Consider the following 14,246-nt stretch of genomic DNA (forward strand, 5'->3'; position numbering starts at 1 on the left):
CGGAGAGCCGGCGGAGCCTCCCGCGTCTCGTGCCCGAGCTGGCCGCCCCGGCCTGGCCCGAGGCCACCCGGCGGCTGCCTCGGCCCAGGGGATTTGGCGGGAATCAGGGAATTGGCCCCGATCTGCATGGTTAAGGTGAATTCCAGCTGGCTCTGGGGATCGGTTTTCCCCGGCGCCACCCGCGCCGCCCATCGCCGCGCGCGGTCCTGCACCGATCGCTCCAGCGTGCGTCGGGCGCCTGCGGCACCGGCGGCGTCCGCACCGGGCGCTGCCCGGACGAGCAGACACCGTCGGCCCGTGCCCGGCCAGGAAGGAATGCTGATGAGCCAACGCACGGCCGTCGCGGCGCTACGCCGGGTCGAGCAGGCCCGGACGCGGGAGAACTTTCCGGTCGCGTTGCGGGTCCTACCCGGCCGGTACCGTCGTCACCTGCTCGCCGTCTACGCCTACGCCCGCCAGATCGACGACATCGGGGACGAACCGCTGCCCGGCATCGCCGACCGGCTCGCCGCCCTCGACGACATCGAGGCGCAGCTGCGGTCCCTGTACGCCGGCCGCGAGGTGAGCCACCCGGTGGTGCGCGCCCTCGCCCCCACCGTGGCCGGGTGCCGGCTGCCCCTCGACGCGCTGGTGCGGTTGATCGAGGCGAACCGGGTCGACCAGCGGGTGACCCGGTACGCCACCTTCGACCAGCTGGTCGAGTACTGCACCCTGTCGGCCAACCCCGTCGGCGAGCTGGTCCTGCACGTGTTCGGCCAGGTGGGTGAGGCCCGGATCGCGCTGTCCGACCGGATCTGCACGGCGTTGCAGCTCGTCGAACACCTGCAGGACATCGCCGAGGACCACCGCCGCGGCCGGGTCTACCTGCCGGCGGAGGACATGGACCGGTTCGATGTCACCGAGGACGACCTCGCCCGGCCGAGCGCCAACCGCCAGCTCCGCGACCTGATCGAGTTCGAGGCGGAGCGGGCCCGGGCGTGGCTCGACGCGGGCGCGCCGCTCGTGTCCGCGCTGCACGGCTGGGCCCGGCTCGCGGTGAGCGGGTACCTGGCCGGCGGGCGGGCGACCCTCGACGCGCTGGCGGTGGCCGGCCACGACCCGCTGCCGGCCACCGTCCGTCCCGGGCGCCGGCGCACCCTGCACCGCTGGCTGGCCGCCACCGTGAGGAGCGCCGGATGACCACGATCTGCGACGTCGACACGGCCTACCGGCGCTGCGAGCAGATCACCCGCAGCCAGGCGGCCAACTTCGCGTACGGGATCCGCCTGCTCCCGCCGGTGAAACGCCGCGCCCTGTCGGCCATCTACGCCATGGCCCGGCGCATCGACGACATCGGCGACGGCACCATGGCGCCGGAGGAGAAGCTCGACCACCTGGCGCGTACCCGCGAGGCCCTGCACCGGCTGCCCGGCGACGACGGCGGCGACCCGGTGCTCACCGCGCTCGCCGACGCCGCGGTCCGGCTGCCGATCCCCCTGGCGGCCTTCGACGAACTGATCGACGGGTGCGCCGCCGACGTGACCGGCCGGACCTACGCCACCTTCGACGACCTGCACTGGTACTGCCGCTGCGTGGCCGGCTCGATCGGCCGGCTCTCCCTCGGGGTGTTCGGCGCCACCGACCGGGTCCGGGCCGAGCCGCTGGCCGACGCGCTGGGCGTGGCGCTGCAACTGACCAACATCCTGCGCGACCTGGTGGAGGACCGGGCCGACGGGCGGATCTACCTGCCGGCCGAGGACCTGGACCGGTTCGGCTGCACCCTGCGGCTGGACGGCACCCGGTTCACCGACCCACCCGAGCGGCTGATCGAACTCGTTCGCTTCGAGGCCGGCCGGGCCGCGCAGTGGTACGACATCGGGCTGCGGCTGCTGCCCCTGCTGGACCGGCGCTCCGCGGCCTGCACCGCCGCGATGGCCGGCATCTACCGCCGCCTGCTCACCCGGATCGCGGCGGACCCGCTGGCGGTCACCCGCAGCCGGGTGTCGCTGCCCGGCCGTGAGAAGGCGTGGGTGGCCGCACGCGCGCTCGTCGGACGCTCCGCATGACCGCCCCGCGGGTGCCGGGCGGGGCTGGCAGCGTGTGCGTGGTCGGGGGTGGCCTGGCCGGGATCACCGCCGCGATCCGGCTCGCTGACCAGGGGCTGGCGGTGACGCTGCTGGAGAGCCGGCCCGAGCTCGGGGGAGCGACCTACTCCTTCCGCCGTGACGGGCTCACCGTCGACACCGGCCAGCACGTCTTTCTCCGCTGCTACCACGCCTACCGGGGCTTGCTCGACCGGCTCGGCGTCACCGGCGACACCGAGGTGCAACCCCGGTTCGCGGTGCCGGTGCTGCTACCCGGCCGGGCCCCGCACCTGCTGGCCCGCCGCCGACTGCCGGCACCGGCGCACCTGCTGCCCGCGCTGGCCGCCTACCGGCTGCTCACTCCCGCGGAGCGGCTCGCCGCCGTGCGAGCCGCCGCCGCGCTGCGACACGTCGACCCCGACCTGCCGCTCACCGACGCCCGCAGCTTCGGTGACTGGCTCGCCGACCACGGTCAGGGCGACCGCGCCGTACGTCGGCTCTGGGACCTGGTCACGGTGGCCGCGCTGAACCTGCCCAGCGCCGACGCGTCGCTGGCCCTGGCCGCCCGGGTGTTCCGCACCGGGCTGCTCGAAGCCGCCGACGGCGGCGACATCGGCCGCCCCATGGTCCCGCTGATCGACCTGCACGCCGTGCCGGCCCGGCGGCTGCTGCACCGGCTCGGCGCGCGGGTGCACACCCGGTCCCGGGTCCGGTGGATCCACCCCGAGGCGCACGGCTTCCGGGTCGGCCTGAACGACGGCGAGATCGCCGCGGACGCCGTGGTCCTGGCCGTGCCGCACCACGTCGCCGCCGCGCTGGTGCCGCCGGCCGCCGCGCCCGACGCCGGCGACTGGCACCGGCTCGGCGCCGCGCCGATCGTCAACGTGCACCTGCGCTACGCCCGCCGGATCACCGAGCTGACCATGGCCGCCGCCGTGGAGTCCCCGGCACAGTGGATCTTCACTCGGCCGGGGTCGGACGACGCGCAGCACGTGGTGGTGTCCCTGTCGGCCGCCGACACCGAGATCGACCGACCCGCCGCCGAACTGGTGGCGGCCCAGCGCGCGGCGCTCGCCGCGCTCTTCCCCGCCGCGCGGCACACCCCGGTAGGCGACGCGTTCGTCACCCGGGAACCGCGGGCCACCTTCCGGCAGTCACCCGGCACCCGCGCGTACCGGCCGGCCACGACGACCCGCCTACCCGGGCTGGTGCTGGCCGGTGCATGGACCGACACGGGCTGGCCGGACACGATGGAGGGCGCGGTGCGCAGCGGCCAGGAGGCCGCGGACGTCGTCGCCCGCCAGCTCGCGTCCCGGCCCCGACACCACACGGAGGCCGCACGATGACCATCGCGCACAGCCACAGCACCAGCCAGATCCACACCCACGTGGAGCCGGCCATCCGGGTGCTGCTGGACCGGCTGGACCCGGGAAACCGGTTGGTCGCCGGCTACCAGATGGGCTATTGGAACGCCGACGGGTCGCCCGCTGTCGGCCGGGGAAAGGGGCTGCGCCCGGCCCTGGCCCTGCTCTCGGCCCAGGCTGCCGGGGCCGAACCCGAGGCCGGCGTGCCGGCCGCCGCCGCGGTCGAGCTGGCGCACAACTTCTCGCTGTTGCACGACGACGTGATGGACGGCGACACGGAGCGCCGGCACCGGCCCACCGCCTGGACGGTGTTCGGCGTCAGCCGGGCCATCCTCGCCGGGGACGCGCTGATTGGGCTCGCGTACGAGGCCCTCGCCGAGGTCGCCGGCGGCGAACCGGCGGTGCGACGGCTCGCCCTGGACGTGCGGGCGCTCATCCGTGGACAGGCCGCCGACCTGGCCTTCGAACACCGCGACGACGTCACGCTCGACGAGTGCCTGACCATGGCCGGCGACAAGACCGCCGCCCTGCTGTCCGGCTCGTGCGCGCTCGGGGCGCTGCTCTGCGGCGGCCCTTCGGGCCTGGTCGATGGGCTGTCCCGGTTCGGCTTCCACCTCGGGCTGGCCTTCCAGCTCGTCGACGACCTGCTCGGCATCTGGGGCGACCCCCGGCGCACGGGCAAGCCGGTCGGCTCCGACCTGCGGGCCCGCAAGCGCACCATCCCCGTGGTACTGGCGGTGACCGACGGCAGCAGCGCCGGCCGGGCGCTGGCCGAGCTGTACCGGTCGCCGGCCCCGCTGACCGACGACGACGTGACCCGCGCGACCGGACTGATCGAGGCGACCGGAGCCCGCGACTGGACGCGGCAGCGGGCGGCGGCGGAGACCGAGCGGGCCCGGGCGGAACTCGCCGCCCTGGACCTGCCCGACCACGTACGCCGCGAACTCGCCGACCTCACCACCTTCATCACCGGACGGGACCACTGATGACCGAACTGCTCTCGCCGAAGCCCACCGGGTCCGTCGTCACCGCCCCACCGGTCGGCGGCGACACCACGTCCGACGTCGCCCGGGAAGCCCTGCGCCGCGCCCGTGACCACCTGCTCGGCCTGCAGGACGACGCCGGCTGGTGGAAGGGAGACCTGGCCACCAACGTCACGATGGACGCCGAGGATCTCCTGCTGCGGCAGTTCCTGGGCATCCGTACCGCCGAGCAGACCGAGGAATCCGCCCGCTGGATCCGTTCCCAGCAGCGACCCGACGGCTCCTGGGCCACCTTCCACGGCGGCCCGGGGGACCTGTCCACCACCATCGAGGCGTACCTGGCGCTGCGGCTGGCCGGTGACGCGCCCGAGGCGCCGCACATGGCGACCGCCGCCGCGTTCGTCCGGGACCACGGCGGGCTGGTCGCCAGCCGCGTCTTCACCCGCTTCTGGCTGGCCCTGTTCGGCCACTGGCCGTGGTCCCGGCTGCCCGCCGTGCCGCCCGAACTGGTGCTGTTGCCGCCCTGGGTGCCGTTCAACGTCTATGACTTCGCCTGCTGGGCCCGCCAGACCATCGTCCCGCTGTCCATCGTCCGGGCGCTGCGTCCCGTGCGCGACCTCGGCTTCACCGTCGACGAACTGCGTACCGCCGCCGTGCCACCCCGGCCGCCCCGGCTGCTCTCCCGGCCCGGTGTGCTGCACCGCCTCGACCGGCTCGCCGCCGGCTACGAGCGGATCGCCCGTGGCCCGCTGCGCCGCAACGCGCTGCGCCGGGCCGCCGAGTGGATCGTGGCCCGTCAGGAGGCCGACGGGTCCTGGGGCGGGATCCAGCCACCCTGGGTGTACTCGCTGATGGCGCTGCATCTGCTCGGCTACCCGCTGGACCACCCCGTCCTGCGGTCCGGCCTCGCCGGGCTGGAGCGGTTCACGGTGCGCGAGCAGACCCCGGACGGCCCGATGCGCTGGCTGGAGGCGTGCCAGTCCCCGGTCTGGGACACCGCCCTCGCCGTCACCGCGCTCTCCGACGCCGGGCTGCCGGCCGGGCACCCCGCCCTGACCCGTGCCGGCACCTGGCTGCTCGCCGAGGAGATCCGGGTCCGCGGGGACTGGGCGGTCCGCCGGCCGAACACCCCGGCCGGCGGCTGGGCCTTCGAGTTCGACAACGACGCGTACGCCGACACCGACGACACCGCCGAGGTGATCATGGCGTTGCGGCGCACCAACGTGCCGGCCGACCCCGCCGTGCTGCGGGCCACCCGCTGGCTGCTCGGCATGCAGTGCCGCGACGGCGGCTGGGCCGCCTTCGACGCCGACAACACCCGCGAGGTGCTCGGCGACCTGCCGTTCTGCGACTTCGGCGAGGTCATCGACCCGCCCAGTGCCGACGTGACCGCGCACATCGTCGAGGCGCTGGCGGCGGAGAACTTCGCCGACACGGTGCCGGTACGCCGCGCCGTGGCCTGGCTGCTGCGGGCGCAGGAGCCGGACGGCTCCTGGTTCGGTCGCTGGGGAGCCAACCACGTCTACGGCACCGGCGCGGTGGTGCCGGCCCTGGTGGCCGCCGGCCTGCGGCCCGGGCATCCGGCGATCCGTCGGGCCGTCCACTGGCTGGTGGCCCACCAGAACCCCGACGGCGGATGGGGCGAGGACCTGCGCTCGTACCGGGACCCGGCCTGGGTCGGACGTGGCGAGTCCACCGCGTCGCAGACCGCCTGGGCGCTGCTCGCGCTGCACGCCGCCGGTCACGGGGCGGGGGAGGCAGCCACGCGTGGGGTGCGCTGGCTGGTCGACACCCAGCGCCCGGACGGCGGCTGGGACGAGCCGCAGTACACCGGGACCGGCTTCCCCGGCGACTTCTACATCAACTACGGCCTGTACCGCCTGGTCTTCCCGATCAGCGCGCTCGGCCGGATCCTGGACGCGCGCGCCACCGGCCTCGACGCCGAGGCACTGCCGTGACCGCACCCGGGGACAGTCCGTACTGGACGCTGTACGCGCCGATGCGGGTGGAGGCGTCGGCGCTGCGGCGCGGACTGGCCAACCGCGCCTCCTCCGGACGGCCGGCGCTGCGCCGTACCGGTGTCGGGCCCTGGCGCGCCCGCGCGGCCGCCGCCCGGCACCCGGCCGGCGTCGCCCCGGTCGCCGTCGCCGGCATCGGCGGCGGGCTGGCCCCCGGGCTGGCCTCGGGCGACGTCGTGGTGGCCAGCGAGGTACGCGTCGACCCGCTGGCTCCCGGCGACCCGCCGCGCGTGCTGCGGCTGCCGGACGCTCCCATGCTCGCCGCCGCCCTGCGCCGCCGCGGGTTGCGGGTGCACGTCGGGCCCGTGCTCAGCACCGACCGGCTGGTCGACGGTGCCGACCGGGCCCGGCTCGCCGCCACCGGCGCGCTGGTCGCCGACTGCGAATCGGCGTGGCTGCTGGCCGGTCGCGGCGACCGGCCGGCAGCCTGCGTCCGGGTGGTCGCCGACACCACGGGCGGGTCGCTCTACCGGCCGGCCACGCTCGGCCGGGTCCGTACCGCGCTGAAGGTGCTGCCCGTGGTGGCGTCGGCGCTGGCCGAGTGGGCGGCGGCGAGCAGCCTGCGACAGGTCGTACTGGCCTCGCCCCGCTCCTTCTGCGCCGGGGTGGAGCGCGCGATCGCGGTGGTGGAGCAGGCACTGCGCCAGCACGGCCCGCCGGTCTACGTCCGCAAGCAGATCGTGCACAACGCCAGCGTCGTGGCTGACCTGCGGGCCCGTGGCGCGGTCTTCGTGGACGAACTCGACGAGGTGCCGGACGGCGGCCTGACCGTCTTCTCCGCCCACGGAGTGGCGCCGACGGTGCGCCGGGAGGCCACCCAGCGGCGGCTGCCGGTGATCGACGCGACGTGCCCGCTGGTGGCGAAGGTGCACGCCGAGGCGCGCCGGTTCGCCGGCCGGGGCGACACCGTGCTGCTGATCGGTCATGCCGGCCACGAGGAGACCGACGGCACCCTCGGCGAGGCGCCCGGGCAGATCCGCCTGGTGCCCGATCCCGCCGCGGCCGAGTCGGTGCGGGTCGACGACCCCGACCGGGTGTCCTACCTGGTGCAGACCACCCTCGCGACCGACGAGGCGGCCGGGGTCGTCGAGGCGCTGCGCCGCCGCTTTCCGGCTCTGGCCGGCCCCGACTCCGACGACATCTGCTACGCCACCACCAACCGCCAGCGGGCTGTCACCGAGGTCGCCGCCCGGGCCGACGTCGTGCTGGTCGTCGGCTCGGACAACTCCTCGAACTCGCGGCGGCTGGTGGAGGTGGCCGAACGGGCCGGCGCGCCGGCGTACCTGGTCGAGGACGTGAGCCGGGTGGACCTGCGCTGGCTGGCCGGCGCGGCGAGGGTCGGCGTCTCCGCGGGCGCCTCGGCGCCACCCGGGCTGGTCGACGAGGTCGTCGCCGCGCTCACGGCGCTCGGGGCGAGGGAGGTGAGCGAGCACACCACGACCGTCGAGGACGTCGCTTTCACCCTTCCGAAGGAGGTACGTCAGCCGTGAGCATGCCGTTGCGCCAGAGCCTGCGGATCGCCAGCTACCTGATGGAACAGAAGATGCGCGGCCGCAAGCGGTTCCCGCTGCTGCTGGAACTTGAGCCACTGTTCGCCTGCAACCTGAAGTGCGCGGGCTGCGGCAAGATCCAGCAGCCGGCGAACCTGCTCAAGCGGCGGATGCCGGTGGAGCAGGCCGTCGCCGCCGTGGAGGAGTGCGGCGCGCCGATGGTCTCCATCGCGGGCGGGGAGCCGCTCATGCACCCGGAGATCGACACTCTCGTCGCCGAGCTGGTCCGGCGCAAGAAGTTCGTCTTCCTGTGCACCAACGCGGTCCTGCTGCCCAAGAAGATCGAGAAGTTCCGCCCGTCGCCGTACTTCGCCTTCACCGTGCACATCGACGGGCTGCGGGAGCGGCACGACGCGGCGGTGTGCAAGGACGGCGTCTTCGACGCCGCGGTGGCGGCCGTCCGGGACGCCCAGCGGCGCGGCTTCCGGGTCACCACCAACACCACCTTCTTCAACACCGACACGCCGCAGACCGTGATTGAGGTGCTCGACTACCTCAACGACGACCTGGGCGTGGACGAGATGATGCTCTCCCCGGCGTACGCCTACGAGAAGGCGCCGGACCAGGAGCACTTCCTGGGCGTCACGGAGACCCGCGAGCTGTTCCGCAAGGCCTTCGCCGGCGGCCGGCGCCGTCGCTGGCGGCTCAACCACTCGCCGCTGTTTTTGGACTTCCTCGAGGGGAAGGTCGACTTCCCGTGCACCGCCTGGGCGATCCCGTCGTACTCGCTGCTCGGCTGGCAGCGGCCCTGCTACCTGATGGCCGACGGGCACGCCGCCAGCTACCGGGAACTGCTGGACTCGACCGACTGGGACAGCTACGGGCGGGGGCGCGACGCGCGGTGCGCCAACTGCATGGCGCACTGCGGGTACGAGCCGACGGCCGTGCTGGCCACCATGTCCTCGCTGCGGCAGTCGCTGCGCGCGATGCGCAACTGAGGTCCGCGCCCGGCCGTCCGGCCCCGGGGCCGTGCCGGGGCCGGACGCCGGTCACCCGAACCGCGCCGCCAGGCGTCGGTACACCGCCGGCTGCAGTCCGCGTACCGCCACGGGCAGGCGCAACCAGCCCGGCACGTAGACCTCGGCCCGGCCCCGGGCGATGGCGTCGACCAGCGCGTCGGCCACCCGCTCCGGTGGCAGCGGCCGGGGCCGGCGTCGGCGGTACGCCTGCCCCCGGCGGTCGAAGAACGGCGTGTCCACGACCCCGGGGACGACCACGCTGACGGTGATCCGGTGCCGGGCCAGCTCCAGCCGCAGGCTCTGCGCGAAGATGTCCAGGCCGGCCTTGCTGGCCGCGTAGACCGCCTCCCCGCCCACGCCCAGCCGGCCGGCGATCGAGCCCACGAAGGCCAGATGCCCGCCGTGGCGGCGCATCCCGGGCAGCAGCGCCCGGGTCAGCTCGATCGGCGCGCGCAGGTTCACCGCGAGCAGTTCGTCGGCGGCCCCGTCCGGCATCTCGGCGAACTGGCCCGCCCAGCCGACGCCGGCGTTGTTGACCAGCACGTCCACCCGTGGGTGCCGGGCGAGGACCCGCTCGGCCAGTTCCCGTCCGGCGCCGGGCCGGGCCAGGTCGGCCGGCAGCGCGGCGGCGCCGGTCTCGGTGGCGAGCTGGGCGAGCCGTCCCGGGTGCCGTCCGGCGGCCACCACCTGGCAACCGGCCCGGGTGAGCCGCCGCACCACCGCCGCCCCGATGCCCGAGGACGCCCCGGTGACCAGGACCACCGCGTTGGTCAGGCGCACCGCGGCGCCTCCGGCCGCGACCGTCCGGCCGGTGCGCCCCCCGCCGCCCGGTCCACCGACCGGCCGCCTCCGTCGCCGGCCTCGACCTCGTGGAGCAGCTCGGCCAGGCCGGTACGCAGGGCGGCGACGAACGCGGCACCGGTGTAGGCCAGCGACTCGTCCAGCAGCACGCCGATCTCGAAGGCGTTCCGGCAGCGCAGCACTCCGATGCCGAGGGGCACGCCCTCGGCCAGGGCCACCACCGGGATCGCCGCCCGGAGCGGGGCGCCGGCCAGCACCCGGGAGTCCCACGGCAGCGCCATGTAGGACACGATGACGTTGAGATGCCGGCTGGTGTACACCCGTCGGGCCAGCGCGGCGTGCAGCGGCGCGGGCAGCGCACCCATGGCCCGCATGACCAGGCCGGCCGCCTCTACTTCCCCGCTGTCCAACGCGGTGCGCAGCGACTGCCGCACGGCGGCCACCCGGTCCTGCGGCGAGCAGCGCCCCAGCGGTAGGTCCAGGTTCACCGCCCCGGTCCAGTTGCCCTGGGTGGGGGCCCGCCGTCGCGGGTTGCGGGAGACCGCGAACATGGCCCGCAGCCGGGGCGGCGTGCCGGCCGGTAGCACGGTGCCCAGCGCCGCGGCGGTGAGCGCGAGCATCAGCTCGCTGGCGTGCGCCCGGCAGGCGCGGGCCGCGCGGAGCACCTCGGCGGCCGGCAGCCTCGCGGTGACCAGCCGGCGGTCGGGCGAGGCGACCGGACGGTTGAAGCCGGTGACCGGTGCCGGTCCCTGGGTGGCGAGCCGGGCCAGGCCGCGGGCGGTGAGCCCGAGCCGGCGCAGTTGCTCGCCCCGCTCGGGCCGGGCGACCATGGCCTGCTCGGGCGTGAACGGCGCCAGGTGTTGCGGGCCGGCCGCCCTGCCGTCGGGACGGTCGAGCAGCCGGCCCAGAATGCCGATCACCGACATCCCGTCGCCCAGGCTGTGGTGGACCTTGACGGCCACCTGGGTGCGCCCGTCCGGTAGGCCGTTGACCAGCAGGAGCCGCCAGAGCGGGCGGTCGGTGGCCAGCGGCTCGGACCAGAACCGGTCCAGGGCGGCGCTGCCGTCGTCGCCGGGGGTGACCGTGACCTCGTCGAGGTGGGCGGCGGGGTCGACGTACCGGTCGATGACCCAGCCGGGCCGGCGCCACCGGCCCCGGGGGGCCAGGCGGCGGCGTAGCGTGGCGATGGCGGGCAGCCGCCGGGCGAGCTGCGCGACGAGATCCGCCGCGGCGAGTGCCCGGCCGTCGGCTCGGGGGCCGAGTTCCAGCACCGCGCCGATGTGCTGGGCCACCGCCTCCGACTGCACGTGCAGGAAGAACGCGTCCTGGGGGCGCAGCGGCCAGCTGGCCGGTCGGCCGACCGGCACCGGCCGGATGTCGCCGGCCGGCCGCCGCGCGTCGGCGAGCGCGGGCAGCCCGAGGTCCGGCAGGTGCGGGTGGGCGGCGGGCGCGGCCGAGCCGACGGCCGCCCCGCCGACGAGCCGGCTACGGACGCAGGCGACCAGGGCGTTCGGACTGTGGGCCGTCTCGGCCACACCGGCGGCGGTCATCAGCGCCGCGTTGGCCACGCCGTGCGCGGCGATGGGCCGGTACATCACGATGGGGGTGCCGCTGGCCCACGCCTCCAGCGCGGTGGCGCCGCCCGCGTTGGTCACCACCAGCCCGGCGGCGCGCAGCAGGGTGGGCATGTCGTCGACCCACTGCCGGACCAGCAGCCGGTCGGGTGGCAGGCGCAGCGCCGCCAGCCGGTCGACCAGCCGCTCGTTGCGTCCGCAGACCGCGACCACCTGTACCGCGTCGCCGATGCCGACCAGCGCGTCGATGGCCTCCTCGACGTGGCCGAAGCCGTACGATCCGCAGGCCACGACCACCGCGGCCCGGTCGGGATCGAGACCGCAGCGCCCGGCGGCCTCGACCCGGTCGCCGGGGTGGAACCGGTCGAGCACTGGTGGCGCGCACACCCCCAGCCGCACGCCCGGCGCGGCGACCGCCGCCACCGGGACGGCCGCCGGGTGGACCACCAGGTCCAGATCCAGCTCGGAGTAGACCCAGGACGGGTGCGGCGCGAAGTCGCAGACCCACGCGCCGACCGGTACGCCCAGGCCACGATGACGGCGCAGCCAGGCGAGGCCGGCGCTGCCGAGCGGATAGGTGGAGACGATCAGGTCCGGGTCGAACGCCTCGACGACCGGGGCGAGCCGGCGGCCGGCCCAGGCTCCGGTGAACCACTTGGAGGCGGTGGCGAACCACCGGTGCCGCCAGATCGACGCCCAGAAGAACTCGTACAGCCACGGCGTCGAGGCGACGTTGGTGCGGTAGGTGCGCCGGAACGAGCGGCCGACCCCGGGGCCCATCACGTCGAGGGTGTCGATCCAGCCCACCCGGCTGCCCGGCCACAGCGTACGCACCCGTTCGGCCAGGGCGCGGCCGGTGGCGTCGTGCCCGCCGCCGATGTCGGCCGACACGACCAGCACCCGCCGGGCGAACGGCTCGGCGGAGCCCTGCTGCGCTGACGGGCCGGGGGCCTCGGTACCGCCCGTGGCGGTCGACTGTCGGACGGCCAGGGGCTGCGCGGGGCGCATGGTCGCTGACATGTCGGCTGCTCCCAGGCAGTACGCGGAGAGGGGCGCCAGAAGACACCCCTCGCAGGCGTTCATCAGCTTAACTCCTGCTTTGCCCGGATATGGGATATCTTCGAAGATCAGGCGCCCGTTGGGCGACAGGCGTGCCGGGGGAGGCGCCATGGCAGCGGGAACACGGAGACCGGGGCGACACCGACCCCGTCCGCTGGGCGTACCCGTGCTGGTGCCGATCCCCCGCGGCTGGTGGTTCGACGGCCTGCTGGTCGCCGCGTTCGCCGCGCTCACCGCGGCGCTGGTCTGGTGGTCGCCGCTGCTGCGACTGGACCTCGCGGTGCGGGACTGGTGCGACGCGCACCGGTCGGGCCCGGTCTCCGCGATGATGAAATTCTTCGACTACCTGGGCCAGGGCGGCGCGCTGGTCACCGTCACGGTGCTGGTGTCCTTCTGGCTGGCCTGGCGTCACCGGACGGCGCGCCCCGTCATCCTGGCCGGGCTGGCCCCGATCATCAGTACACTGCTGATCGTCGGCCTGAAACGGTGGACCTCGCGAGGCGCACCACACCACGGCTCGGTACGCCTGTTCAGCCACGGCGTGGAGGAGTTTTACCCGTCCGGGCACGTGAGCAACGCCATCGTCTACTACGCGGTCCTGGCGGCACTGCTCGCGCCGTACCTGGTCGTGGCGGTCCGGCGCGTGGTGCAGTGGCTGCCCGGCGGGCTGACCTTCATCGGCACCACCTACCTGGGCTACCACTGGCTCACCGACAGCCTGGGTGGATACCTGCTCGGGCTGCTGATCTCGCGGCTGCTCCTGCGGGTGCCGTGGCGGACCATGCCACTTCCGCGCTGGCTGGACCGACCGTCGCCCTGACCGGGGAGACCGCCGCGGACAGGTCCACCCGGGCCCGGCCGTCCGTGGCGGGAGCCCCTGGACGGCGGATTCCCCATCCCTGTCCCGCTCCGCAGGAGCCCGTTTTCCCGGCCCGAAGGCCGGGGTATCCACGGAAGGAATCTGATGACCGGCCGGGCGAGCGCATGCTGAGCAACGTGGGGCAACTGGCGGCGGGCGCCCCGCTGGCTCTCGCCGCCGCCGCGGCGTTCGGCGCGTCCTCGCTTCTGCAGTTCCGGGCCTCGCGGAAGGTGCCCGAGGAGCGGGCCGGACAGCCCCGGCTGCTGGTCCGGCTGATCCGCCTCCGGGGCTGGCGCTGGTCGGCCGTGCTCGCGGCGGCGGCGTTCGCCTGCCAGGTCGCGGCGTTGAGCCTGGTGCCGCTGATCCTGGTGCAGCCGCTGCTGGTGACCGGCCTGGTGTGGTACGTCCTGTTGTTCGCCGCGGGCCAGCACCGCCGGCCGGACCCGCGCATCCTGCTGGAATCGGGGCTCTGCCTGCTCGGGCTCGGCGCCTTCCTGGCGGTCGCGCGGCCGACCCATCAGCAGGGTCGGGGGCTCGACACCTTCGGGTCGGCCGCGCTGCTCGGCGTCGCGGTGGTGGTCGGCGTCGCCCTGTGCCTGCTGAGCGCCGTCAAGCTGGGTCGCAAGTGGCGCCCGCTGCCCCTGGCCGTCGCGGCCGGCATCTGCTACGGGGTGACGGCCGGGCTGATCAGCAGCCTGGGCCTGCAGTCCGAACCCAGCGCGATGGCGGTGTTCGGCCAGTGGCAGACGTACGCCATCATGCTGCTCGGCCCGTTCGGCGTACTGCTCAGCCAGAACGCCTACCAGGCCGGCCCGATGGGCGCGCCCGCCCTGGCCACGATCACCGTCACCGACCCGTTGGTGTCCATCGCGGTCGGGTTGCTCTGGCTGGACGAGCGGATCCGGACCGGCACCTGGATCGTCGTGGGTGAGGTGCTCGCGGTGCTGGTGGTGGTCGTCGCGGTCTCCCTCCTCGCCCGGCGGGCACCCCACGTCGCCGGCGACTGACGGCGGCGG

Annotated in this window: 11 protein-coding genes; 9 read left to right on the forward strand and 2 right to left on the reverse strand. The window is 75.1% G+C overall.

What is annotated here, in order from left to right; translation table 11 throughout:
- Window positions 1-321 precede the first annotated feature (321 nt).
- The 7 genes from hpnC to hpnH are packed head-to-tail and all read left to right on the forward strand — an operon-like array spanning window position 322 to window position 8,916.
- On the forward strand, window positions 322-1,179 hold the full coding sequence (hpnC, locus tag ABZ570_RS05310) for a squalene synthase HpnC (protein ID WP_358057091.1): 858 nt from the start codon (window positions 322-324) through the stop codon (window positions 1,177-1,179).
- A complete protein-coding gene (hpnD, locus tag ABZ570_RS05315; protein WP_358057094.1) occupies window positions 1,176-2,045 on the forward strand; it encodes a presqualene diphosphate synthase HpnD in 870 nt (289 codons plus the stop codon). Before hpnC ends, hpnD begins: the two co-directional genes overlap by 4 nt.
- Window positions 2,042-3,409 carry a hydroxysqualene dehydroxylase HpnE gene (gene hpnE / locus ABZ570_RS05320; protein ID WP_358057098.1) on the forward strand — a complete coding sequence of 456 codons (1,368 nt, stop codon included), beginning with the start codon at window positions 2,042-2,044 and terminating at the stop codon, window positions 3,407-3,409. The genes hpnD and hpnE overlap by 4 nt, the downstream gene beginning before the upstream one ends.
- Complete coding sequence (locus tag ABZ570_RS05325; protein ID WP_358057101.1) at window positions 3,406-4,413, forward strand: polyprenyl synthetase family protein; 1,008 nt, start codon at window positions 3,406-3,408, stop codon at window positions 4,411-4,413. Before hpnE ends, ABZ570_RS05325 begins: the two co-directional genes overlap by 4 nt.
- Window positions 4,413-6,368 carry a squalene--hopene cyclase gene (gene shc / locus ABZ570_RS05330; protein ID WP_358057104.1) on the forward strand — a complete coding sequence of 652 codons (1,956 nt, stop codon included), beginning with the start codon at window positions 4,413-4,415 and terminating at the stop codon, window positions 6,366-6,368. The genes ABZ570_RS05325 and shc overlap by 1 nt, the downstream gene beginning before the upstream one ends.
- Entirely contained in the window at window positions 6,365-7,918 is a 1,554-nt protein-coding gene (gene ispH, locus ABZ570_RS05335; RefSeq protein WP_358057107.1) for a 4-hydroxy-3-methylbut-2-enyl diphosphate reductase, read from the forward strand. The genes shc and ispH overlap by 4 nt, the downstream gene beginning before the upstream one ends.
- A gap of 2 nt (window positions 7,919-7,920) precedes the next feature.
- Window positions 7,921-8,916, forward strand: coding sequence for an adenosyl-hopene transferase HpnH (gene hpnH, locus ABZ570_RS05340; protein WP_358057342.1), 996 nt, complete (start codon window positions 7,921-7,923; stop codon window positions 8,914-8,916).
- A gap of 51 nt (window positions 8,917-8,967) precedes the next feature.
- On the opposite strand, the gene ABZ570_RS05345 is transcribed toward hpnH, so the two are convergent.
- On the reverse strand, window positions 8,968-9,717 hold the full coding sequence (locus ABZ570_RS05345; RefSeq protein ID WP_358057110.1) for an SDR family oxidoreductase: 750 nt from the start codon (window positions 9,715-9,717) through the stop codon (window positions 8,968-8,970).
- Complete coding sequence (locus ABZ570_RS05350) at window positions 9,708-12,332, reverse strand: wax ester/triacylglycerol synthase domain-containing protein (RefSeq protein WP_358057113.1); 2,625 nt, start codon at window positions 12,330-12,332, stop codon at window positions 9,708-9,710. The genes ABZ570_RS05345 and ABZ570_RS05350 overlap by 10 nt, the downstream gene beginning before the upstream one ends.
- A gap of 148 nt (window positions 12,333-12,480) precedes the next feature.
- On the opposite strand from ABZ570_RS05350, the gene ABZ570_RS05355 reads away from it, so the two are divergent.
- Together ABZ570_RS05355 and ABZ570_RS05360 are read left to right on the forward strand one after the other, a co-directional pair.
- Entirely contained in the window at window positions 12,481-13,191 is a 711-nt protein-coding gene (locus ABZ570_RS05355) for a phosphatase PAP2 family protein (protein ID WP_358057116.1), read from the forward strand.
- Between the two features lie 164 nt (window positions 13,192-13,355).
- The gene (locus ABZ570_RS05360) at window positions 13,356-14,237 is read left to right on the forward strand and encodes a DMT family transporter (RefSeq protein WP_358057119.1); all 882 of its coding nucleotides are present in this window, start codon (window positions 13,356-13,358) and stop codon (window positions 14,235-14,237) included.
- The last annotated feature ends 9 nt before the right edge of the window (window positions 14,238-14,246 follow it).

This window comes from Micromonospora sp. NPDC007271 (assembly GCF_040634005.1).
In the GTDB taxonomy this organism is placed as follows: domain Bacteria; phylum Actinomycetota; class Actinomycetes; order Mycobacteriales; family Micromonosporaceae; genus Micromonospora.